Source organism: Thalassotalea sp. PLHSN55 (assembly GCF_052030545.1).
Lineage (GTDB): Bacteria > Pseudomonadota > Gammaproteobacteria > Enterobacterales > Alteromonadaceae > CANMXU01.
Genome location: NZ_JBPDIH010000009.1, coordinates 71,359 through 93,975 on the forward strand (window position 1 = coordinate 71,359; position 22,617 = coordinate 93,975).

Here is a 22,617-nt window from a genome sequence, read left to right on the forward strand (position 1 = left end):
GAGATTCAGTGAGAAATAGAAGAACTAACAGAGAAAGGCAAGGGAGGCCGCAAAGTGTACCGTGGAAAGCAGATAGCAAAAAAGCTAAAAAAGATAAGCCCCCACTATATCTAAATTTGGCAGTTCCGCTGTCGTAGGTTTCCCCTTAGACCGGTAACTTTGCGTCTCTGGCTTTCACCAGATTTGCCCTTGTCGAGCTTTAGAAGCTCTAAAATCATTATAGGGAGAAATACTTTGATGTAAAGTAAAATTTATAATTGTTCAAGTTGATATAATTTTTATCGAAATTCGGTTACTATTTTTCACTGGTATTTCAAAGGCATTCAAGTATTGGGAGGGTAAAATGAAGCGTATAATTTTTATGGTTTTAATAGCTGCTTTGTTTTGCTCAGTTTCCACTTGGGCACGAGTTACTTCAGCTAATACCAATGCTGACAATATTGCTGGGATTATTGAGCAAGTTGAAAAATATTATCAACTGGATAAAGAGCTAGTGCCCTATGATGAAGTACTTACTCTTTCAACCAAGGTATTGCCCGAACGACAACTTTTCACCACCGACACCATTGCTAAAACCTACTTCTTGTTAGCCGATGCCGCGACAAGAAAAGCTGATATTGCTAAAGCATTTCAATTTGCGACGTATGGCCTTGAGCTAGTCAATATTGACCACCTACTTCGGCTGAAATTTTTACAGAAATTGATGGAAGGCTATTATGTTAATGGCCAGTTTAAAAAAACATTAGATGTGAGTAGTCAAACCGCGGCTTTAGCAAAAAAACCAGAGCATATTCAATATTTACTGGTTGCTTTAGGCTACAGAGCTATGGCCAATGCCTTATTGGGCGATCGGGAAAATGCAAATAAGGATATAGATACCGTAACTGAGCTAATGCAGATTAATGACTTTAATGAAGATACCGATCTGTTGGCGGTATTGTCGTTAGCTTATTTTCATTTGGATCAGTTTGAAGCTGTAGTCGACATGCAAAGCCAACTCATTGGCATAAAGCTTAATAAGGCCAATAAATACAACATAGACCAGAATTACTTCACTTTGGCCAGAGCTTATGAAGCGTTAGGGCGTTTTGACGACGCTTACAATGCTTTTTGGAATGCGCAAAAAATTGCAGAAGAAAAGTCTGCTGTTGTCTTGCTCGGCTATATTGAATTAGGGCTTGGGAAAATGTTGATAAACCAAGAAAAATATCAACAAGCTTATGAAAGCCTTATTAAAGCTGAGCAATATTTTATTGGCCAGAATCAACGTAAGCCACACTTAAGTGTATTAATGTATTTAGCAAAAGTTAGCCAACTATTGGGGCGTGTTGAAGATAATCATGCGTTTTTAATTAAAGCCGAACAACTTGCTCAAGATATTGATGTAACTAAAGCACAAATACAGTTGTATCAACAATTACATGACTTTTATAAGGCTCAAAGCAACTATAAAAAAGCGCTGGCTTTACTCAACCAATATCATCAACTTTATTTGCGTTTTAACGTTAATGAGCCAGCCGATTCTGTTACTCAGCACGCTTTTACAGTAAATGAAGAAAAGCAAGTATTGGCCAGCCGTTTAGTTACTGATGGGCAACTAAAAACGAGTTTCGAACGCAAATACCACAAGCAATATAAGATCATTATCTTACTAACAATCATCGTATTATTGTTGGCATTAATGAGCGTTATGTTATGGCTTAAAACGAGAACACTGCGTTTGGTGACTCATTATAATGAAAATGAACGGCCGATAGATTTTATCTACAACCCCAATCAAACGAAAAACCTTTATCAATCAAATTATAAAAAAGCGCGCAAGTATAATTATTCCTTGGCGATTGGCTATATCACAGTAGATAATTGGAAAGAGCTTTCATTTCAAACTAATAAGAAAGTACTTAACGATGTCGCCCGTGCAATTGCAACCTTGATCAATCAGTCGGTTGGTGAATTTGATTACGTTGGTATGTTAAATGAAAGTGAGTATTTGTTGCTATGCCCTCATCAAAACAATGAAGACATACAAAAGAAACTAGAAAAATTAGTTGCTGCGCTTGAAGTTAATTATTTTGCTAACTTAGGTGGAAGCGCGGTTAGCATAGAATATTCGTTTGATACTCCAACTGTGCAGGACATTGATCCATATATCTTTTTATCGCGATTGAGTGAACGTGTTAGTGCGGAATTTGTAAATTAATAGGTTAATTTTAATATGATTTTTGTGGCATCTATTATTGGTGTTTTTGTTGCTGTCAGTATTTATTTTTTCTTTAGAGCAGAAACGCTACAACGAGAAGTAATACAGGCAAAGCGAGAGAGTAAACAAGCAGATAAAGAGAGCAAAATTTTAGTCGATTCTATGGCGATATTAACTAGTCGTTATGAAGAGTTTGCCAAAAGGCGACTTGATGTTTTGTTTGATAATAAATCGATACCACAAGAGCCATTATTAATTATTGCGCCACTTGTTAATAATTATTCAACCATAGTTAATGATTGTTTGAAGGGAAATGGCCAGCTTAGCAAAGTTGTGTCGAGTATTTATCAAAGCACAGGTGCTAAGGCCTATAGTGATTTTACCACTTTTATTGCTAGCCAAGACAAAAAAACACAGCGTTTATGGTCTAGCAATAAATTTAAAGGTTTTGTTTCTTTAGTGGAAGAGCTATTAACGACACAAGAAAAACAAATTAAGAAATAATTGGTTGTGTCGTATATTTAGTGGCGAATAATAATATCTGGTGACGTGTCTATTTCGCCGTCGTCTGTAATGGTGGCAACCTTGTCATCACATAATAAAATCGCGATACTTTTCGCTTGGCTGTTACGAATAAAGGCTAAATCATAACCAAATTGAGTTAAACTGCTGGCGGCAAATTTTTGAGCAAGCGATAACTTGTCCCATAAAGCTGTTTGTTCTGGAGAATAATGTCTTCGTTCTAATAAGACTTCTCTCTCTTGTAATGCTTGCATTATTTTATCGTCTAAAATTTATTCTAAATTGCACACTACCCTCTTTTTTTTGATAACTCAACAGTTGTGGTTAATTTTTATCACAATCTAATACTGGTTTTACCAGTTAACTATTGTTTATGATAGTATTTATGATTATTTGCTAAAAGAATATTGCCATGAGTAAAGTATTAGATGACCTATCTGCATTATTAAAATTAGAAGTTATTGAACAAGGTTTGTATCGAGGCCAGAGCCAAGATTTGGGCTTTCGCGCGCTATTTGGTGGGCAGGTTATGGGGCAAGCGGTTTCGGCAGCCCAAGAAACCATTGATGCTAGCCGGCACGTGCATTCTCTGCATTCGTACTTTCTTCGTCCGGGAGATGCTTCTAAGCCTGTAGTTTATGATGTTGAAAATATTCGCGATGGAAAGAGTTTTAGTACACGCCGGGTCAAAGCCATTCAAAATGGCAAAGCTATTTTTTACATGACCGCATCTTTTCAAAGTGTTGAACAAGGTGTTGAACATCAAGATACGATGCCCGATGTGCCACCACCGGAAGGTTTAACCTCTTTTAGTGACTTTGTTACTGAAAATCAGCAACATATTCCTTTAGAGATACGCGACAAATTTTTAGCGGAAAAGCCAATTGAAATTCGCCCTGTGCAAAGCTACAACTGGTTAAAGCCTGAAAAATCAGCGCCGGTGACTCAGTTTTGGATCAAGGCAAATGGTCAGCTGCCAAACGATTTGCGTATTCATACTTATATGTTGGCTTACACCTCAGATTTTCATTTTTTACCAACAGCGTTATTTCCACACGCGCTAAGTCATTGGCAACCGAACCTGCAAATTGCCACTATTGATCATGCGATGTGGTTTCATCGTCCATTTCGTTTTGATGATTGGTTGCTTTATTGTGTCGATAGTCCGACAGCTACGGGCGCGAGAGGCTTTGTTAAAGGACAAATCTATAATCGTCAAGGAGAGCTAGTTGCCTCTACTGCACAAGAAGGTGTGATCAGAAAACGTTAATTTTGGCGCGACGCACAGGCAAGCAACGGGTGTTTGCTTGTGAAAATTAATCTAGCTAAATGACTTAATAGGTTAAAAGTAGCGGCTTTAAAGGTAATTTTTTGGCGTAATAAGTCAAGAATGATGTTCAGATATTGCCTAAGATGAGCAATGCGTTTACGTTAAACAGGCTTTTAGTTAAAACATTGACCATGTTTAGTTAGCAAATAATGTGAGTAATACCATACATATAAACGATACCAATAACAAAAATGCAGCTCAGCATAACACCCGCACTTCGATCAAGGATATTCAATGCATACAACAACATCAAACCAATATAACCAAGCAATTAATTTAGCTTCACTTGTTGAGCAGGCAATGCAAAAGCATGGTCAGTCATCCGCATATCAATGCTTAGGGCAAACAACGTCTTTTGCTGAAATTGAGGAAAAGTCGACAAAAATAGCGGCGTACTTGTTAGATGTTGTTAAATTGCAAGCAGGTGATCGTGTTGCAATTCAATTACCTAATTTAGTTCAGTATCCAATTTTTGCATACGCGGTATTGCGGGCTGGTTTGGTTTTGGTCAATACCAATCCTTTATATACCGAGCGAGAAATGAAACATCAGTTTACTGACTCAGGCGCAAAAGTGGTTATTATCCTTACTGATTTATTGCCAAAGCTCGAAAGCTTTGTCGAGCAAACAGATGTTGAGTTAGTGATCACCACTAAAGCGACTGACATGCTATTTGCAGATAAAGAGCCTATTCCAACAGATAAACCTTATCAACTCACTACTTTTGGCGAGGTGCTAAGCCAGGCGGCGAATTTCGACACCATTAATCGCCAAGCTATCTCTGGCGAAGACATTGCGGCAATTCAATACACCGGCGGCACAACGGGCTTATCGAAGGGCGCGATTTTAACGCACAACAATTTATTAAGTAATACCGTACAAACAGCGCAACGTCTTAATACTGTCTTGGCATTAGGCGAAGAAACTTTTATTACGCCATTACCGCTTTATCACATTTATGCTTTCTTACTTAATCTTTGGTTGTTTTCCGATGGCAATAAAAATGTGCTGATCCCAAATCCGCGCGATATCGATGGCTTTGTTGACACCTTAATTACCACACCGCCAACAGGCTTCAGCGGCATTAATACGCTGTTTTTAGGTTTATGTATGCATCCTAAAATAAGTGAAGTGGATTTTAGTCAATTGAAGCTAACGGTCAGTGGTGGAGCGGCGTTAACCACTTCAGCGTCAGACAGCTGGCAAAACCTGACGGGGTGCACCATTTCTGAAGGTTACGGTTTATCTGAAACCTCGCCAGTGGTGAGTTTAAACCCTCCTGGTAACGAGCAAATTGGCACCATAGGTTTGCCTTTATTTGATACTCAAGTTGAAATTTGGGACGACAATAACCAAGAGGTTGCTCAAGGTGAAGCGGGTGAAATTGTCGTCAAAGGACCGCAAGTCATGCGTGGTTACTGGCAACAAGAACAAGAAACACGCACGGTACTCACCGAAGATGGTTGGTTTAAAACCGGCGATATTGCTATTGCACAAGCCGATGGCTATTTACGTATTGTTGACCGTAAAAAAGACATGATTATTGTTTCAGGCTTTAATGTTTACCCAAATGAAGTGGAAGATATTTTAATGTCACATGCTGCCATTTTAGAAGCGGCGGTGGTGGGTGAAAGTGATGCCAAAACCGGTGAGTTAGTTTCCGCATTTATTGTTAAAAAGCCAGATGTATCGCTGACTGAGCAAGAGATTATTGATCATTGTCGCAGCGATCTTACTGCTTATAAAGTGCCGAAAAAAATCACGTTTTTAGCTGAGCTGCCAAAATCGAATGTCGGTAAAATTTTACGTAAAGACTTACGAAAATAAGCCAAGAACATGACTTAATCAATAGCGAATAAAGCACGCTTTATTCGCTATTTTTGTGCCAATCGAAACTGGGTTTGAGTGTTGAAAAATGCGTAATTCAAATATCAAGGCACCATAGCAATAAGCGGTTAAACTTATTCGCTATTTTTGTGCCAATCGAAACCGGTTGGGTGTTGAAAAATGCGTAATTCAAATAATGGCGCCATGGCAAATAAATGGTCAAATATATCCGCTTGAATCCCTTCATAGTTAACCCAATTTTGATCATTGCTGAAAAAATAAAGTTCAAGCGGTAAGCCATTTTCTGTGGCGGGCAACTGCCTCACCATGCAAGTCATTTCTTTGTGCACTTTGTCGTGTTGTGTTAAATAAGCCTCAATATAGGCGCGAAATGTACCAACGTTAGTAAGCTGACGACGGTTTTTTTGATCAAGAAATACTTGCTCTAATTCACTTTCACCATCACTAATTTCTGCTACTTTGGTGGTTAAATAATCAGTAATTAATGCAAATTCTTGCAGGGCATTAATTTGCGCTAACGATAAAAATTTAATGCTGCTGATATCAATTATGATGCTGCGTTTAATACGACGACCACCAGAATTAAACATGTCACGCCAGTTTTTAAACGAATCGCTAATTAGCGCATAGGTTGGCACTGTGGTTACTGTACGGTCAAAATTTTGTACTTTTACGGTATTTAAACCAATTTCCAGCACATCACCATCGGCGCCATACTTAGGTATTTCAATCCAATCACCGGGCGCGACCATGCGATTAGCAGAGATTTGAATGCTCGCCACTAAGCCTTTTATCGTATCTTGAAAAATTAATAATAAAACGGCGGTCAGCGCACCTAAGCCACTGAGCAAATAAATTGGTGAGCGACCTAAAATAAAAGAAATAGCGAGTATCGTTGCCACCAAATAAACGGCTAATTTAATCACCTGAATAGTGGAGTTTAACGGCAAATAGCGCTGATGTGCCTTGTCACGATATAAGCTGTTAATCACGTTCAATGCTGCGCTAATACAGCGCGCGACTTGAAAGCTTATCGCAACTTTGGCAACCACAATGGCAATATTGGTGAGTGCTTTTTCAGGCGCTAAAATGAGTGGTGTCAGAAAAAGCAATAAAATGAACGGTAATAATAAGGCAAGGTGCACAAAGACATTATGCTGAAGAAATAAATCGTCCCATTTGTTTTTAGAGTTAGTGACAAACGCGTGTACAGCACCTAAAAACAAATGTTTAGCGATGTAATAGCTAAGGAACAATAAAACAAAAATAAAACATAAACCCACTAATTGGCTACTTACCGTTAAGTAGCTGCTTGGTATACCTTGTTCAGCTAACCAAGTGATTAACGCTTCATTCATTATTGCTCCTTAATAAAAACGGGCTATTCGCGGTTGTTGTGATAATGCTCAAGCACTTGATCTTTGTCTAACCAAAGTTCATTTAACCAAGTTTGAAAATTATTTTTATGAGTTTTGTCATTAAAATAATCGCCCGACATCGCATCGCTAACGGCAATAGTATTAATAGATACGTTAACACGTTTTACTCGTCCGCAAGCAAAATCTACAAAAGTAGGAATGCCATCTGGATAATGAATTGTCACATCGACTATGGTATTTACATGTTCTTTCATGGCATCTAAAGCAAAGGCTATACCGCCAGCTTTCGGACGTAAAAGGTGTTTGAATTTCGGTTTTTGTTTTTGGTACTTTTCCGCAGTAAAGCGTGTTCCTTCAATGAAATTCATGATGCTTACTGGCTTGTGTTTGAACTTAGCACAAGCTTTGCGCGTGGTTTCTAAATCTTTACCAATTAAATGCGGATTCTTTTTTAAATAAGCTTGGCTATAGCGTTTCATAAATGGGAAGTCGAGTGCCCACCACGCAATGCCTAAAAACGGCACATAAATAAGTTCTTTTTTGAGGAAAAATTTCAAAAATGGAATTTTTCCGTGCAATAAACGCTGCAATACTAAAATATCAACCCAACTCTGGTGGTTACTTACTACGATGTACCAATCGTTCATGCTGAGTTTTTCTAAGCCAGTGACTTGAAAATCAATGCGGCACAGCAACTTTTGAATGCCGGTATTAATTGCTACCCAGTTGCTCGCCATTTGGTCGAGTAAGTAGCTAAATATTTTTTGTGAGAATGCCACCGGAATAATTGCTTTTAAAAATGAAAAAACAATAATCGGCAATAGCCATACTAAGGTATTGATAAAATATAAAGAAAATGACAAAAGCCCAATTAAAGGACCTGGTAAAAAATTAAACATTAAACCGCTCTTTTACTGCACCTAACTAGGTGATGTGTATAAACATATATTCAGGCGAGAGTATAAATGATGAGTCCAAAAAAATATATCATCACATTGCCAAAACTGGTTGCAAAAACAACAAAGCCACCTAAAGGGTAAAAAATAGTCGACTTTATTTAACCTTAGGTAAATTGTGACAAAATGTTCGAGTTAAGCGCATAAAAATAACCTTTAGTTGCCTTTTATAGGCTAAAGGTTATAAAACCAGAACTATTAATCTAAATAAAGCACAAAATATCATTGCCAACCACGACCCGTTTAGGTCATTCTTAACCTTCAAGAATGTAGAGGTAATGTAATGAATTTTAAACGTGCGGTTATTAAAGTAGGTAGTGCTTTAGTTGCCCCAGACGCCAATGGTTGTAGCGGAAAATATATCGAAGCTATTGCGTCTTTTATTAGTAAGTGCCAACAACAAGGCAAAGAAATTATTCTCGTTTCATCGGGCAGTGTTGCCGCTGGTCGAAACTTAATTAAGCACGGTTCACCCATTCCCTCTATTGAAACAAAACAAGCGATGGCCTCTGTTGGCCAAATGCAAATGATGGCTAACTGGCAGCGCTTTTTCAAAATGCCTTGTAGCCAGTTGTTAATCACTCACGGCGATTTAAAAGACCGTCAGCGCTACATTAATATCAAAAATACTATTCGCGTATTATTGGCCAACAGTATTTTGCCAATAGTTAATGAAAACGACACGGTAGCAACAGAAGAGTTAAAAGTTGGTGATAATGACAATTTAGCCGCGTTAGTTGCTTTAGTCAGTGAAGCCGATGCGCTGTTCATTTTAAGCGATATTGATGGCGTTTATGATCAAGACCCGCGTGGCAACCCTAACGCAAAAATGTTGCCTAATATTGATGAAATTACCGAAGAAGTTTACGCCATGGCAGGCACAACCAGTAATCCTATTGCAACTGGCGGTATGAAAACCAAAATACAAGCGGCTGAAAAAGCGGTTGAAAACGGCATTGATACCTACATAGTAAATGGGCATAAAGCTGAGGTCTTTGAGCGATTATTAAACGGTGAAAACCCAGGTACTTGCTTTAAAGCCAGCCAAGCCGCAACAAAAGCCCGTAAACATTGGCTTAAACACACGTTAAAAAGTAGTGGTAAACTACAACTTGATAAAGGTGCTGTAAAAGCGGTGGTTAATAAAGGCGCTTCGTTATTGCCATCGGGTATTAACGGTATTTATGGCGACTTTAGTGCAGGTGATTCGGTAGACATTATTACGAGCGATAACCAACAAGTGATCGCAAAAGGCATTAGTCAGTACAGTTCCCGTGACTTAGCCCGTATAAAGGGTCACAACAGTGAGCAAATTTTTAGTATATTAGGATGCCGCCCTAGTAAAGTAATTATTCATAGAGATGATATGGTGATCATCTCTAAACAAGAGATTGAGTAACGACGATGACGCAAACAACATTTGATATTGCCACAAGTGCAGCACAAGCTAAACAAGCTTCGCGCGTGATTGCGCAATTAACGACGACAGAAAAAAATGCCTTATTAACCGAAATGGCAGCGGCAATAGAAGCCGAAGCGGCAAGCATCATAGCTGAAAATAGCCGTGACATCGACGCCGGTCGTAGCAAAGGGTTAAGTGAAGCAATGCTCGATCGCTTACTGCTAACCGAGCAGCGCGTAACGGATATTGCTGATGCGATTCGTGAAATTGTCACCTTAACCGATCCTGTTGGCGATATTGCCAATTTAGCGTTACGTCCAAACGGCATGCAAGTTGGAAAAATGCGTATCCCGCTGGGTGTTATTGCGATGATTTATGAAGCACGTCCAAATGTGACGGCCGAAGCAGCGGCTTTGTGTTTGAAATCAGGTAATGCGGTTATTTTACGTGGTGGCTCAGAAGCTATTCATTCTAATATTGCCTTAGCCAATTGCTTACATTCGGTATTAGAAAAAAATAACATTGATAAAAATATCATCACTGTTATTCCTGATACCAGTCGTGAAGTGATTGAGCAATTATTGAAGCAACGTGAAAGCATTGATTTGGTGATCCCGCGTGGCGGCGAAGGCTTAATTCGTTATGTTACCGAGCATAGCCAAATTCCTGTGATCCAGCACTTTAAAGGCGTTTGTCATTTATTCATTGATAAGTACGCTGACCTAAACAAAGCGGTTAATATTTTAGTCAATGGTAAAACACAACGTCCAAGTGCTTGTAACGCGATTGAAACGGTTTTAGTGCACCAAGACATTGCTGAACAGTTTTTACCGCTTGCTGCTAAAGCGCTCGTGCCAGCTAACGTGAAAGTGCATGCCTGTGAGCAAAGCTTACCATTTTTTGCTGAAGGCGAATTGGCAACTGATGATGATTATCATGCCGAATATTTAGCCCAAGAAGTGGCGATAAAAACTGTTGAAGGATTTGACGCGGCAATTACGCATATTAATGAATATACCTCAGATCATACTGAAGTTATCGTCACGCAAGATAATAGTCGCAGCCAACAATTTATTCGAGCGATCAACTCATCGGTGGTTATGGTCAATGCATCATCACGCTTTTCTGATGGTGGGCAACTTGGTCTAGGTTCAGAAATTGGTATTTCAACCAGTAAACTTCATGCCTACGGGCCAATGGGGTTAGCGTCGTTAACGACCGAAAAATTTGTCGTTTTAGGTGACGGACAAATACGCGATTAAGCATAAAAGGCTGATAAGTCATAAATATAAAAAATGGGTGTTTAATCAATTGATTAAACACCCATTTTTTTGTATATGTGTTTGTAAAAATTTTTGAAAAACACTATTTTTTTGATTGTTGATTCTGATAGCATGGTGAGTGGGAAAATTATAATTAAATTAAGGAATCTACATGTCAGATAATCAAGCAACGCCTGAAATTAGTGAAGCATTTGCGGCACCAGAAGCCGATTTAGCTAACGTTAAAGAAGATAAGCCCATTTTGAAATTCGAACGATTTTCGGCATGGTGGGTCTTTTTATTGTCATTTATTACCATGGGTATCTATCCTGTTTATTGGTTATATACCAGAATATCCAAAGCTAACGAACTTGCGGTAGAAGACAAAGTGCCTACTTTTCGTTTAAATGCTTTTATTGTATTGGTCATTGCTTACTGGGTTTTATCTTTTGCTGTCGGTTTTACGGCTGATGAAACAGGTGGCGTGCTTGCTATGATTAATGGCGTTGTCTCCATTGCTTATTTTGTCTTATATCTATTAGTGGTTTTTGGTGCTCGTCGAGCAATTCGTGAAATCATTAATGCAGGTACAGATGAGTATGTGCCAGTTAAAGGCATTTTAAGTGGCTTAGGAACGTTTTTTGGAGGTGGTATTTATCTTCAATATAAAATTAATCAAGCAATCGACAACCAAAGCTAATTTTGCTTAATACTTAATAAATGAAAGGACGCGCTAGCGTCCTTTTTTATTTATCGTAGCTTAAAGCATGCCAGCATGCTTTACATTTAAGTAGGTATTGATGACATAAGTGAGTAAATATTGTGGCTGGCAATTAACACAAATTATCCCAGCCTTTTCGATACGCTTTAAATGGGCATTATAACTATTTTTTAATTCTACAGCTGCGCAGTACCTATTAGCGTCATTAACTTGGTTGATATCTGCGTTTAGTGTTTGTGTCAGCGCAACATTTTCAATATTAATTAATGCCACTAAATGATGACGTTGTAAGTTTTTAAGTGCAGGCAGTAGATCGTCAAAACTTTCTTCGCTGAGTGTGGTTACCACTAATACTAAGGCACGCTTACTGCGCTTGGTTAGTAGACTATTCACCGCTTTGTTGTAATCACTGGCATATTCGTCAGGTTGCAAGTCGTAAAAATGATTCATTACCTGAGAGACATTCTGAGCGCCTTTAACAGCAGGTAACCAACGTTCATGTTGATTAAAACTTTGCATACTGAACCAATCACCTTGCTTAAGTACCGTATGGCTAAGCATTAGCAAGGCATTTAATGCTGCGTCGAAGTGCGAGCCGATATCTGTTTCAATATTCATTTTATGACCAGCATCAAGCATGACAATAATTTGTTGGTTTCTCTCTTCTTGGTATTCCTTAGCGATAAGCTTTTGCCGTTTACTGGTGGCTTGCCAATCTATTTGGCGAATGCTGTCTCCTTGACGAAAGTCTCTTAGCTGGTGAAATTCAGTGCCACTACCGCGTTTTTTTCGCTGTTTTAAACCATTAATTGGCAGATTACTAACACCATAAAGTTGTTGTTGGCGCAAACGTTCGAAATTTGGGTAGGTTTTCACTTCAAGTACATCATCGATTAGCCAATAACTTTGCCAAATTTTCCAAGGTGAATGTAGGCATATCTCTATCGGGCCAATATTGGCAGCCCCACGTTGAAGTGGCTGAATTTTTCCTTGAACCAATAACTCTTCATTAGCCGCAAGGGTTTCATTACGAGTAAACCCTTTTAAATTAAAATGAGAACTAACATGATCACGAAGCGCCAATATTAAGTTTGTAGTGCCAGTATTGGTAATTTGGTATTTAATGATGTGCCAATGGTTGAAGCTGAGCTGAGTAGGTAAAACTCGCTTAATGCGCAATTTAGGAAGTGTCTTAGACTTAATTAAGTCCAAAAGTGCAATAGATAATACAGCGACAACAATGAAAGTAAGCCCGTCGGTAACCTGTTGCTCTTCACTTAGCAGCTTTACTATGATGCATAAAAACAGCATTAGCCCAAGGGTAAGCAATGCTTTTTTTGAAGGGCGAAAGGCGGTTCGTCTCATACTCTAGGTGCTTCAGTGCTTTGTAATAATTCTTCAATGACTAGACTTTGATCAATGCCTTCTAATTCTAAGTCAGCGGTTAATACTAAGCGATGTCGCAAAATATTGGGGGCGACAACTTTAATATCATCAGGTAAGACAAAATCTCGATTATTCATTAATGCGTTAACTTTAGCCGCTTTAACTAAATTAATACTCGCTCTAACGCCTGCACCATGAAGTACGCCATGCCAAGTTCTAGATTTAGTAACAATATCTACAGCATAATTATAAATTTGTTCATCAACAGTAATGGTGCATGCTAGCGCTTTTATCTGTTCGATTAGTTGTTGGTTTAGCAAACTAGGCAAGCTTTCAATATTGCGCTCGTTGCTGATTTTTTCGGTATTGAGTTTTAACAACGCAATTTCTGCATCTTTGTCAGGGTAATCAATATTAATCTTCATCATAAAACGATCAAGCTCAGCTTCAGGTAATGGGTATGTACCTTCTTGATCAAGCGGGTTTTGTGTCGCCAGCACCATAAAAGGTGAAGCGAGTACTTGGCTATCTCCGTCAATGGTAATTTGCTGCTCTTGCATAACTTCGAGCAAAGCCGATTGTGTTTTAGCGGGGGCGCGATTAATTTCATCAGCTAACAGTAAGTTGGTAAATGCTGGGCCTTTTTTAGTAATAAATTCACCTGTTTTCATATCATACAGGCTATGACCTAATACATCAGAAGGCATTAAGTCGGGTGTAAATTGCACTCGTGAAAAGTCAACTTGTAAACTCTGCGCTAGTGCTCTTACTAAAAGGGTTTTTCCTAAACCGGGCACACCTTCTAATAAAATATGACCGCCCGCAAATAACGCGGTCAGTGCATTTTCAATAATAGTATCTTGGCCAATAAGCACTTTTGAAATATTTTCTTTGATTGCTTTTACCGACTCAAAAGCTTGCTCTATGCTTAACTGCTGTTCAATTACACTCACAGTGAATTCCTTAACTCTTTAAATAATTTAATAAATTGCAGGCGCTGTTCATCGTCTGTTGGTAAGTCTTGTTCTAATAACATTTCGATAGTCTGACTTGGTTTACCGCTAATCTTACTTAAATGTTGTGCCTGTTTTTGCAGGCTCAGTTGAGAAAAATTTGCGATACGCTTTTCCATCACGGTGTCTAGTTCTCTCATCAATGCAGTTTTTAAACTGTGGTGATGATTGTGTTTGACTAAGAAATTTCCGACGGCTTCTAGGTGTGCTGAAAAGCTATTTTTAGTTTCACTCACTGGCTCTATCGCAGTACCTAATCGCATGGCTAAATGCCAAGTTAAGCCGATAATAAGCAGTGAAAATAGTAATATAATTTGCCATGACCAGTTTATGATTGAGACGAACCAGTTGGACGAAATTGTACTGGGCAGATAAGCCATGTAAGTATTTTTTCCTAATAACCATAATAAAAATTGCCCATGATCTAAGCGTTGAAGATTATTAGTGGCAATTAAATCTATACTCGGCATGTAGGTAATATAGCCTTGTTCGATACTTGCTTGGCAAATTAGTGTTATGTTGGAGACAGCTTCTTTAATGGCGGAATATGGACAGTTTTCGAAATTAAACTGATGGCTTAAATGAATATCAAAATTTTGGTTATTGTCATTAATATTAACATTGGCTGTGGTAGGTACTAAAAAACCGTGTCGTCTCACCGGAGTCTCACTGTCGACTACTGTTAAATTTTCTAACATTAAAGGATTGTAGCTAAGTTCGAGTTGTTCTCTTCGTGGTGACAATACATAAACTAAATGCCCACCACGTTTTACCCATTGCAGTATCGCTTGACCAATTCTAGGGATTTCATTGATAACCCCTTCATCGATGATCAGCGTGGTATTTGTTGTTAAGGTAATTCTTTCATTATTAAAAAATTCATCACCACTCGTGCGGTTAAGTTCTGTAAAACTGGCGTTGTATTTTTCTAGTAACAAATTGGCAGCTAGGAAAGGTTGATTGCGTGCTTCTTTGCTTAGTCCTGTTTCTAATTCAACCTTTTCCCACTCGATCGAAAAAATGGTACCGACAACAAGTAAGACTAATATACCGATAGCAGCTGAGCCGATTAACTTTGCTTTTGTCATATCGCCTCTCGCTCTTGTTCAATAGTTTGAAATTGTGCGATAAGCTGATGTATTTTTTCAGCTTCAACAGGTTTGTGCGCCCAAGCTAATTGAATCCACAAGAAAAATAACTCTTGATAAGGGCTATGCCATTGTTCAGGTAAGCTAGTTAATAAAGCCTGTTCACATTCATTTTCCGTCATGTAGGCATAAATACGAACGGAAGTTTTTGCTTGCGCAAAAGTTAAGGCAAACTTTAGTGTTAACCTTAACGCATAACGAAAGTGTTGTTTATTCACCGCATCTTTCGCTGCTTTGAGTAAATTTTCAGGCCAGTGTTGTTGGTTTAGTTCGCGAATGAAACTTGGCAGTACAGTATCGCTCTTAGTTGTTTGTGCAACTTTTGTTTGTGAAAAGGCCATTAAACCCGACAATGCGCCACTGGAATAAACAACCCAAATTAGCCAAATAGCTAACAATATAATCACTAACCAAAACAGAAAACCGACAATATCGCTCAAGTGCGTGAATGCTGAAAAAAAATCTGCTAACCATTCAAAGTTTGTACTTTGTTTTTGTTCGACAGGTTGCCATGTGGTTTGAATTTCAATAAGTTGATGCGCTTGGTAAATATTATTAATTTGCTCTCGCATTGCCAAATTATCGGCTTGTTGCTGTTTGCTTTGCTCTGTTAATGTTTTTTGCAAAGAGGCTGTATCTTGCTGTTCGATGGCTGATTGCTGTGCCTCTTGCGCGTAAAGTTCATTACTTGGCAAAGCAAAAGTTCCCACCAATATGAGCAAACAAGTCGTTGCAGTTTTGACCGAACGGGCAGCAATTTTTTTAAATGCCAATTCAATGTCCCATGCTTCAATATTTACTCGGCTATTCAAATACATTAAGAAGCCGCCAGTTGCAAAATATGGTGCAACAAGCATTACAGCAAGTAAATAACATGGGTAGTAGATGCTTTCAATTTCAACGAGTACTTGGTCCATGCTATCTATCTGTAAATCGATATTGATGCCTTGGGGAATAAAATTGAAAATTATCGCGGCAAAAAGAAATGCTAATAGCATTTCGATATGAACACAAAAAATCATCCAAAAAGACTGCTTGGCATTGTTGCGATTTACTAAAATGCTACGTCGTTTGGTGCGAGCATTACCCGTAAGTTTTTCGAGTTGCTCAACAGATGCCAGATAAGCGCGGTTTGGCGATAATCTTCGATAGGTCAACATAGCAAGAATATCAACAACTCTTAGGTCCTTAATCACTTTAATACAGCTCCAAGTTGTCGTGGGCTGAGCAAAACTTTGCTTGGCTAAGAAGTCAAGTAGAGGGCGTTCTAGTAAAGGCTTTAGCCACCAAATAATATAGGATGCCGTTGTTAGTGAAAAAAGTTGCCAACTAATGATGGCAATAGGTAAATACAAGCATGCGACAATTTTCATCATGCTAATAAAGTTGGCTCTTACCATCAGTTGACAGAAGTCAAATACTTGCCAAGGTGTTCGTTTTCTCGCGACAAAAGATAACTTACTAATGTCCATAGCGCGTGCCTCGGTAAAAAACGCGTAATACATAAAACCAGCACAAGCTACCTGCGATGTATTTAAATATGCTTGGAATATCCAGTGGCGACCAAAAAGCTTCAATAATTGCAGCAAGCACTAACATGACAAAAGCGCCGACAATTAAGGGTAGTACTGTCTTTCCGGCTTTTTTAACCGCATAAGCACGACTAAACTGTCCCGGATTAAGCAAATTAAAGCCGATTTTACCGCCAGCTGCGCCAGCAATGGTGATAGCTGTTAATTCAAATGAACCGTGCGTAATTACAAAAGAGAAAAATGTTTCTTGATAACCTAAATGCACAATATGAGCGGAAATCGCACCAAAGTAAAAACTGTTAAATAACAGTGGTAATACAGCGCCAAAGCCAAATAGGGCACCGCCACCAAACATCTGAAATGCGATACCGATATTGTTGTAAATATAGACGCCTAACATCATCACATTGGCGCCTGAGCTTCGGGCTTCTTGCTGAACTGAGCCAGCAGGGTCATACATCTTTTCGATGCTTTTGACGCTTTGCACGTCAAGGAAATGATAAACCGCGTTAGGGTCAAATATAACCCATAGGTAAATGATAAATGCAAAACCAAAAAAAGCGCCAAACGAGAGCCACAAGTAATAACGGTTTTCAAATAACCCTTGCATAAAGCTCTGTTTAAATAGTCGATAAATGGCACGTAAGGAAAGATTTTCTCCACGATATAAATGACTTTGGCCTAACGTGACAAAGTTATCTAGTTTTTCAATTAAAGAGGGCGAATAATGGCGAGATCTGGCAATGGCCAAGTCATGGCAAATTTGACGGTATAATTGACCAAAATTTGCAGGTAGCTCTTTACCTTTTTCACCTAAACACAACTGTGAAAAGTTTTGCCAGCGTTGTTCGTTAGTTTTAACAAAATGACTCTGTTTCATACTAAATGCCTTGACCTAGATAGAATCTGGCCATTTGCTTTAGCTGTTGGCTTGCACCTTCTTTATTCGTTAACAGTTGTTTGGGTAATATTTTTGCAAGTTCTTCTTGCCGAGCTGGTGAAAGTTCTTTGCTGCGTTCAGCAAATAAAATTATCGCTTGTTGTTCTTGCGTTGATAGCTGCATTGGTGGTGCAAGTGGTGTGAATTCATCGAATTCTGGATCTTGGTGTTCAGGTTTGGTGTGAACAACCATAGTGCCTGATGCCCAATCGCCAATGCGTTTGAATTTTGTGTTAAAGGCCATAGTAAGAATACCTAAGCAATAAGCAAAGGGAAAGGCATCAGCAGGGCGTAATAAATTTCGAATAATAATGTGGCTTAAATTAGCGGGTAAACCATTGTCTTGCACCACCTGCAGTCGAAACTTTTTTTTACCTGGTGTGTTGCCTGTTCGGGCTTCAAAGAAAATGTAATAACCCCAAGAGATGATAAAAAAAGCAATTAAGGTTAATCCTTCACCTGCTTGTCCTAAAAACCTAAACGCGAGCATAAGTAGTAACAGAATGACCGCACGAATAACAAAATCGTATAGATACGCACAAGCTCGCACGGTTATACCTGCGGGCATAAGATTAATGCTTACCCCTTCAGGTAGTTTTATAAATAACTTGTTATCGAGTTGAGCATGAACCATTTAGCTAGTTGTCTTCCGTGGCAATGAATTATTATTATTTTTCTATTTATAAAATAGTCATTTACAAATTATCACATCTATATTCATTTTTCGAAGTTTTTTCTGTAGCCATTATTTTACATAAGGTTTTTAATACGAAAGACTATCGGATTGGGTGCATGGTTTATTTAGAACTTGTAGTCGATTAGCGAAATAAGTATGCTACGCGGCCGATTTTTAACGGTGTTAAGGTGTGTAAATGTTAGGTTTTGATTACGGTACGTCAAATTGTGCAGTGGCGATTATGGACAATGCTCAGGCAAAAATATTGCCTTTGGCAAATAACAGTGCTTTTTTACCGTCGAGCCTTTATGCACCAAGTCGCGATATGATCGTCAATTGGCTGTTTCAGCAGCTCTCTGTCGCCGAGCAAGGACACTTTAAAGCACAACGGTTAATGCAATTGCAAAAAGGGCAGGTTGCACTTCGTGAATTAAAAGAAGACGGCATGCCAACCGAACTCTTTTTTGGTCACGATGCGTTAGCAAAATACCTCGAAGATCCCGAAGAAGGTTATTACATTAAATCGCCAAAATCTTTTCTAGGCGCCAGTGGTTTATTGCCAGTGCAAATTCAATTATTTGAAGACATCGTTGCTGCAATGATGGCGAATATTAAACAATTGAGTGAAAACTACTTACAACGTGAAGTTACCCAAACGGTTATTGGCCGACCGATTAACTTTCAAGGCTTACAAGCGGATAAAAGTAATCAGCAGGCTTTAACGGTGTTAACCAATGCTGCTAAACGTGTTGGCTTTAAAGAGGTTGAATTTCAATACGAACCGGTTGCCGCAGGTTTTGAATTTGAAAGTACCTTGGCTAAAGAAAGCAAGGTACTCGTGGTCGATATTGGTGGCGGTACAACTGACTGCTCTATGTTATTAATGGGGCCAAATTTTGCCAACAAAGCAGATCGTCATCAGCATTTACTCAGTCATAGTGGTTTGCGTGTTGGTGGTAACGACTTTGATATTCAGTTAGCACTAAAAACTATTATGCCTAGCTTTGGTATGAACGGCTTACTAAAAAGTGGCAAGCCTGTACCAATAAATGGTTATCGCCAAGCCGTTTCGATTAATAATATTAATGACCAAACCGAGTTTTATAGTGCATCTAATCGTCGCTTTTTAGCTGAACTGATTCGTGATGCGGCATCGCCAATAGCGGTTGAACGACTCTTAAAAGTGCACGACGAAAAACTGAGTTACCGCCTTGTTAACGGCGCGGAACGGGCAAAAATTGCGTTAACTGATCATGACCAATATTCAATTGAATTAGCCGACATTGAGCAAGGTTTAGCGGTTGAGGTTAACCGTAACAAAATGCTTGAAGCGAATGTGCGTGAATTAAATCAAATTGCCCAATTAATGCAAGCCGCGGTTGAGCAAGCTAACTGCCAACCTGATGTTATTTTTGTTACCGGTGGTACGGCCAAATCTCCGGTGATTAATCAATTTATTAAGCAGCAAATGCCTAACATTCCAATTGTTATTGGTGATCATTTTGGCAGTGTTACTTCTGGTTTAGCGCGTTGGGCAGAGCGTATTTATTGTTAATAAACTGCTTATCTATTGTTCAAAATTTGTGACCCGATCATCAATTTACAATCTGACAATCGTAATTTTTTAAAGCGACAGTGATATTTAGACCTATTGCGGTTTAGTCATTTAAAGTTGTGAAAGGCTTGTTGGCAAAAAGTAGACTATAACTAAACTGATGTAAAACAGTGTAAATATTATTAATTGTCGTATTTATATTATGTATAGTGCTGATCTGATATTTTTGACTAAACGTGAGTCCTTTATTTAGGCGCAAATTATGATAACAAAACAACTTTTTGACTCGGTGAATGCATTACAAGCGAAATGCAAAGCTGTACTTTTAGCTGTCATTGCTTCACTTGCTTTTGTGAGCGGTATTACCTCAGCTCAAGCAGAGCAAGCACAACCTAATATATTAGTTATTGTGAGTGACGACGGTGGTTACAGTGATTTTGGTTTTGCCGGCGACAAAAACTTCCCGACGCCAAATTTAACCAAATTAGCTAACAGTGGTGTGGTATTTGACCAAGGTTATGTGTCTGCGTCAGTGTGTAGCCCGTCGCGTGCCGGTTTATTAACGGGTCGTTATCAGCAACGTTTTGGTCATCATCATAATTTACCGAATAACCCTGTGGGTAACGACAAAGAAGAAAATTTAGGTATGTCGACCAGTGAATCAACCATTGCCGATTATTTAAAAGCAGAAGGTTATTACACTGGTGCCATTGGAAAGTGGCATTTAGGTCGACTTGATAAGTATCACCCGACCAACCGAGGTTTTGATGAGTTTTACGGTTTATTAGGTGGCTCGAGAAACTATTTCCCCAAAAAAGCGAAACAAAAAGATCACTTAATTTTGCGCAATGGTGATGTGGTTGGCTTTGAAGACTATTTAACTGATGCATTAGGTTTTGAAGCTGAAGATTTTATTGAGCGCAACCAAGAGCAACCGTTTTTCCTTTACCTGTCTTACACTGCGGTTCACGGACCGATGAATGCCAAAAAATCAACTATGGCTAAGTATCCAGAAATCGAAAGCAAAAACCGTCGTAAAATGGCGGCGATGATGGAAGACTTTGATATTTCAGTCGGTCGCGTTATTGATAAGCTTGATACATTAGGTTTACGTGAAAATACCTTAGTGGTGTTTATTAATGATAATGGTGGCAGTAAGCATAATTTTTCAGTGAACTTACCATTAAAGGGCTTTAAAGGTGCGCAAGACGAAGGCAGTTTGCGTGTGCCTTACTTAATGAGTTGGCCGGGGAAAATTCCGCAAGGACTTAACTTTACCTCAATGGTGTCAGCTTTAGATATTGCCCCTACCGCACTTGCAGCTGCTGGCGGAAAAATGCCAACCAAGAAAAAATTTGATGGCGTAAATTTATTACCATTTTTAAATGAAAAAACCGCAAAAGGTGAAGGTAAGCAACCGCACAATGAACTTTTTTGGAACAGAGCACAATTTGCTACCGTGCGAGATGGTGACTTTAAGTTAATTCGTGAGAGAAATGGCGGTACTTATTTATATAACATTGCTAACGACGTGCAAGAGCGTAATAACCTTGTGAATAAGCAGCCTGAAAAAGCTCAAACCTTAGCGGCTAAATTAGACGCCTGGTTAAGTGAGTTGCCAGAGCCAGCATGGGACACCGCGTATACCTTAAAAATGAAGCAAAAATAACGGGTAATATTCAATGTAAAAACGGCAGAATTTCTGCCGTTTTTTTATGGGAAATTTCTAGTAAAACTTTGCTACAGGGATTATTATCATAAAAATCATATAATATAATTCAATAAATATACTCAGGGAAGATCATGAAAACTATGCTTTTAACGCTTGTTGTAGCGACACTCGTTATTTCAGGCTGCGCGCAAAAACAAACACCATACAAGGTGGTTAAGCGTGTTGACTATAACCATAAAACCAGAGGTTTACAGGCGTATACTGAAGGGGTTACTCAAGAAAAAATTTCGGCAACGGAGTATATAATTACCGCAAAATTGAGTAGCAGTAGCGATAAAATCAGATCGCAAAATATGGTGATATACCACGCGGCGATACTTGCTCAGCAATCGGGTTACGATAGCTTTGATGTACTGAAAAGAAAGTCAGGTCAGTGGTGTAACTTTATTAAAAATAGACAAGGCATGAAGAGCTATAACGATGGAGGGTTCAAATCCTCTGTCCGTGTCGTGTTCACAGAAATAGAAGCGCCTAAAAATAAGCTGAAAAAAGTTAAACGTATTAATGTATTAGAAGCAATAAATAGGTTAGAACCAAAAATAAATGCTGTTTGGAGCGATGAAGAGATAGATGCGTTGGAAAATCAGCGTTGGGACTCGTGTTTTAATACTTATCGTTAATACCATGCTGATAATTAAGAATCTCCAAGGCAGGTGATTCTTAATTATCTAATCAAAACTAAGGGCAGTTTTAAGTTATTCAGCAATATATGAACAGCAGTAATCAACGAGTGTTAGCGCTTTAATTTCAAACGACGAATTCGCAGGTACTTCAAAAGATTGTCCGGCATTTATCGTTTGCCAGTTTGTTTCACCCGGCAGTAAAATTTCACATTCACCGGCTAAAATTTCCATTAATTCTTTTTCTTCAGTGCCAAATTTATAATCGCCTTGCACCATAATGCCTAAAGTTTTAAAGCTACCATCAGCAAAAGTGACTTTGCGTGAGGTAACTTTGCCATCGAAATAAACGTTTGCTTCACGGGTAATGGTTACGTTGTTAAATTCACTCATAT

The 22,617-nt window shown here is 38.7% G+C and carries 20 protein-coding genes and 1 riboswitch; of the genes, 10 read left to right on the plus strand and 10 right to left on the minus strand.

Going from position 1 to position 22,617, the window contains the following annotated elements; genetic code table 11:
• Positions 1–115 precede the first annotated feature (115 nt).
• A riboswitch (cyclic di-GMP riboswitch) is annotated at positions 116–198 on the minus strand.
• A gap of 145 nt (positions 199–343) precedes the next feature.
• Positions 344–2,200 (plus strand): hypothetical protein, encoded by a 1,857-nt coding sequence (locus ACRRSQ_RS16805; protein ID WP_440876931.1) that lies wholly within the window; start codon positions 344–346, stop codon positions 2,198–2,200.
• Between the two features lie 15 nt (positions 2,201–2,215).
• On the plus strand, positions 2,216–2,704 hold the full coding sequence (locus ACRRSQ_RS16810; RefSeq protein ID WP_440876932.1) for a hypothetical protein: 489 nt from the start codon (positions 2,216–2,218) through the stop codon (positions 2,702–2,704).
• 17 nt (positions 2,705–2,721) lie between these two features.
• Here the strand turns inward: ACRRSQ_RS16810 and ACRRSQ_RS16815 are convergent, their stop codons facing one another.
• Positions 2,722–2,976, minus strand: coding sequence for a hypothetical protein (locus tag ACRRSQ_RS16815; RefSeq protein ID WP_440876933.1), 255 nt, complete (start codon positions 2,974–2,976; stop codon positions 2,722–2,724).
• A 158-nt stretch (positions 2,977–3,134) separates the two neighbouring features.
• Between ACRRSQ_RS16815 and tesB the strand changes: the two genes are divergently transcribed.
• Positions 3,135–3,992: an acyl-CoA thioesterase II gene (tesB, locus tag ACRRSQ_RS16820; protein ID WP_440876934.1), complete on the plus strand. Its 858-nt coding sequence runs from the start codon at positions 3,135–3,137 to the stop codon at positions 3,990–3,992.
• A gap of 294 nt (positions 3,993–4,286) precedes the next feature.
• Positions 4,287–5,879 (plus strand): AMP-binding protein, encoded by a 1,593-nt coding sequence (locus tag ACRRSQ_RS16825; RefSeq protein ID WP_440876935.1) that lies wholly within the window; start codon positions 4,287–4,289, stop codon positions 5,877–5,879.
• Between the two features lie 134 nt (positions 5,880–6,013).
• On the opposite strand, the gene ACRRSQ_RS16830 is transcribed toward ACRRSQ_RS16825, so the two are convergent.
• Both ACRRSQ_RS16830 and ACRRSQ_RS16835 read right to left on the minus strand, forming a co-directional pair.
• A complete protein-coding gene (locus ACRRSQ_RS16830) occupies positions 6,014–7,258 on the minus strand; it encodes a mechanosensitive ion channel family protein (RefSeq protein WP_440876936.1) in 1,245 nt (414 codons plus the stop codon).
• A gap of 23 nt (positions 7,259–7,281) precedes the next feature.
• Entirely contained in the window at positions 7,282–8,178 is an 897-nt protein-coding gene (locus tag ACRRSQ_RS16835; RefSeq protein ID WP_440876937.1) for an acyltransferase, read from the minus strand.
• 340 nt (positions 8,179–8,518) lie between these two features.
• Between ACRRSQ_RS16835 and proB the strand changes: the two genes are divergently transcribed.
• The 3 genes from proB to ACRRSQ_RS16850 all read left to right on the plus strand — a co-directional run bounded on the left by proB (position 8,519) and on the right by ACRRSQ_RS16850 (position 11,599).
• A complete protein-coding gene (gene proB, locus ACRRSQ_RS16840) occupies positions 8,519–9,634 on the plus strand; it encodes a glutamate 5-kinase (protein ID WP_440876938.1) in 1,116 nt (371 codons plus the stop codon).
• A gap of 5 nt (positions 9,635–9,639) precedes the next feature.
• On the plus strand, positions 9,640–10,899 hold the full coding sequence (locus ACRRSQ_RS16845) for a glutamate-5-semialdehyde dehydrogenase (protein ID WP_440876939.1): 1,260 nt from the start codon (positions 9,640–9,642) through the stop codon (positions 10,897–10,899).
• 172 nt (positions 10,900–11,071) lie between these two features.
• Positions 11,072–11,599, plus strand: coding sequence for a DUF4234 domain-containing protein (locus tag ACRRSQ_RS16850; protein WP_440876940.1), 528 nt, complete (start codon positions 11,072–11,074; stop codon positions 11,597–11,599).
• A gap of 60 nt (positions 11,600–11,659) precedes the next feature.
• Here the strand turns inward: ACRRSQ_RS16850 and ACRRSQ_RS16855 are convergent, their stop codons facing one another.
• The 6 genes from ACRRSQ_RS16855 to ACRRSQ_RS16880 are packed head-to-tail and all read right to left on the minus strand — an operon-like array spanning position 11,660 to position 18,273.
• The gene (locus ACRRSQ_RS16855; RefSeq protein ID WP_440876941.1) at positions 11,660–12,985 is read right to left on the minus strand and encodes a DUF58 domain-containing protein; all 1,326 of its coding nucleotides are present in this window, start codon (positions 12,983–12,985) and stop codon (positions 11,660–11,662) included.
• Entirely contained in the window at positions 12,982–13,959 is a 978-nt protein-coding gene (locus ACRRSQ_RS16860; protein ID WP_440876942.1) for an AAA family ATPase, read from the minus strand. The genes ACRRSQ_RS16855 and ACRRSQ_RS16860 overlap by 4 nt, the downstream gene beginning before the upstream one ends.
• Positions 13,956–15,107 carry a hypothetical protein gene (locus ACRRSQ_RS16865; RefSeq protein WP_440876943.1) on the minus strand — a complete coding sequence of 384 codons (1,152 nt, stop codon included), beginning with the start codon at positions 15,105–15,107 and terminating at the stop codon, positions 13,956–13,958. Before ACRRSQ_RS16865 ends, ACRRSQ_RS16860 begins: the two co-directional genes overlap by 4 nt.
• On the minus strand, positions 15,104–16,639 hold the full coding sequence (locus ACRRSQ_RS16870; protein WP_440876944.1) for a hypothetical protein: 1,536 nt from the start codon (positions 16,637–16,639) through the stop codon (positions 15,104–15,106). The genes ACRRSQ_RS16865 and ACRRSQ_RS16870 overlap by 4 nt, the downstream gene beginning before the upstream one ends.
• Positions 16,629–17,579, minus strand: coding sequence for a stage II sporulation protein M (locus tag ACRRSQ_RS16875; protein WP_440876945.1), 951 nt, complete (start codon positions 17,577–17,579; stop codon positions 16,629–16,631). The genes ACRRSQ_RS16870 and ACRRSQ_RS16875 overlap by 11 nt, the downstream gene beginning before the upstream one ends.
• Position 17,580: 1 nt before the next feature.
• Positions 17,581–18,273 (minus strand): RDD family protein, encoded by a 693-nt coding sequence (locus tag ACRRSQ_RS16880; RefSeq protein WP_440876946.1) that lies wholly within the window; start codon positions 18,271–18,273, stop codon positions 17,581–17,583.
• A 238-nt stretch (positions 18,274–18,511) separates the two neighbouring features.
• On the opposite strand from ACRRSQ_RS16880, the gene yegD reads away from it, so the two are divergent.
• From yegD to ACRRSQ_RS16895, 3 genes are all read left to right on the plus strand, one after another.
• Positions 18,512–19,870 (plus strand): molecular chaperone, encoded by a 1,359-nt coding sequence (gene yegD, locus ACRRSQ_RS16885; RefSeq protein ID WP_440876947.1) that lies wholly within the window; start codon positions 18,512–18,514, stop codon positions 19,868–19,870.
• Positions 19,871–20,132: 262 nt separating this feature from the next.
• Entirely contained in the window at positions 20,133–21,539 is a 1,407-nt protein-coding gene (locus tag ACRRSQ_RS16890) for a sulfatase (RefSeq protein ID WP_440876948.1), read from the plus strand.
• Positions 21,540–21,673: 134 nt separating this feature from the next.
• The gene (locus tag ACRRSQ_RS16895; protein WP_440876949.1) at positions 21,674–22,222 is read left to right on the plus strand and encodes a CC0125/CC1285 family lipoprotein; all 549 of its coding nucleotides are present in this window, start codon (positions 21,674–21,676) and stop codon (positions 22,220–22,222) included.
• 75 nt (positions 22,223–22,297) lie between these two features.
• Here ACRRSQ_RS16895 and ACRRSQ_RS16900 read toward each other — a convergent pair whose 3' ends face one another.
• A complete protein-coding gene (locus tag ACRRSQ_RS16900) occupies positions 22,298–22,615 on the minus strand; it encodes a pyrimidine/purine nucleoside phosphorylase (RefSeq protein WP_440876950.1) in 318 nt (105 codons plus the stop codon).
• Between the last annotated feature and the right edge of the window lie 2 nt (positions 22,616–22,617).

Coding starts and splice junctions, on each gene's coding strand:
- ACRRSQ_RS16805 (WP_440876931.1), top strand. CDS start 344: ATGAAGCGTATAATTTTTATGGTTTTAATAGCTGCTTTGTTTTGCTCA.
- ACRRSQ_RS16810 (WP_440876932.1), top strand. CDS start 2,216: ATGATTTTTGTGGCATCTATTATTGGTGTTTTTGTTGCTGTCAGTATT.
- ACRRSQ_RS16815 (WP_440876933.1), bottom strand. CDS start 2,976: ATGCAAGCATTACAAGAGAGAGAAGTCTTATTAGAACGAAGACATTAT.
- tesB (WP_440876934.1), top strand. CDS start 3,135: ATGAGTAAAGTATTAGATGACCTATCTGCATTATTAAAATTAGAAGTT.
- ACRRSQ_RS16825 (WP_440876935.1), top strand. CDS start 4,287: ATGCATACAACAACATCAAACCAATATAACCAAGCAATTAATTTAGCT.
- ACRRSQ_RS16830 (WP_440876936.1), bottom strand. CDS start 7,258: ATGAATGAAGCGTTAATCACTTGGTTAGCTGAACAAGGTATACCAAGC.
- ACRRSQ_RS16835 (WP_440876937.1), bottom strand. CDS start 8,178: ATGTTTAATTTTTTACCAGGTCCTTTAATTGGGCTTTTGTCATTTTCT.
- proB (WP_440876938.1), top strand. CDS start 8,519: ATGAATTTTAAACGTGCGGTTATTAAAGTAGGTAGTGCTTTAGTTGCC.
- ACRRSQ_RS16845 (WP_440876939.1), top strand. CDS start 9,640: ATGACGCAAACAACATTTGATATTGCCACAAGTGCAGCACAAGCTAAA.
- ACRRSQ_RS16850 (WP_440876940.1), top strand. CDS start 11,072: ATGTCAGATAATCAAGCAACGCCTGAAATTAGTGAAGCATTTGCGGCA.
- ACRRSQ_RS16855 (WP_440876941.1), bottom strand. CDS start 12,985: ATGAGACGAACCGCCTTTCGCCCTTCAAAAAAAGCATTGCTTACCCTT.
- ACRRSQ_RS16865 (WP_440876943.1), bottom strand. CDS start 15,107: ATGACAAAAGCAAAGTTAATCGGCTCAGCTGCTATCGGTATATTAGTC.
- ACRRSQ_RS16870 (WP_440876944.1), bottom strand. CDS start 16,639: ATGGACATTAGTAAGTTATCTTTTGTCGCGAGAAAACGAACACCTTGG.
- ACRRSQ_RS16875 (WP_440876945.1), bottom strand. CDS start 17,579: ATGAAACAGAGTCATTTTGTTAAAACTAACGAACAACGCTGGCAAAAC.
- ACRRSQ_RS16880 (WP_440876946.1), bottom strand. CDS start 18,273: ATGGTTCATGCTCAACTCGATAACAAGTTATTTATAAAACTACCTGAA.
- yegD (WP_440876947.1), top strand. CDS start 18,512: ATGTTAGGTTTTGATTACGGTACGTCAAATTGTGCAGTGGCGATTATG.
- ACRRSQ_RS16890 (WP_440876948.1), top strand. CDS start 20,133: ATGATAACAAAACAACTTTTTGACTCGGTGAATGCATTACAAGCGAAA.
- ACRRSQ_RS16895 (WP_440876949.1), top strand. CDS start 21,674: ATGAAAACTATGCTTTTAACGCTTGTTGTAGCGACACTCGTTATTTCA.
- ACRRSQ_RS16900 (WP_440876950.1), bottom strand. CDS start 22,615: ATGAGTGAATTTAACAACGTAACCATTACCCGTGAAGCAAACGTTTAT.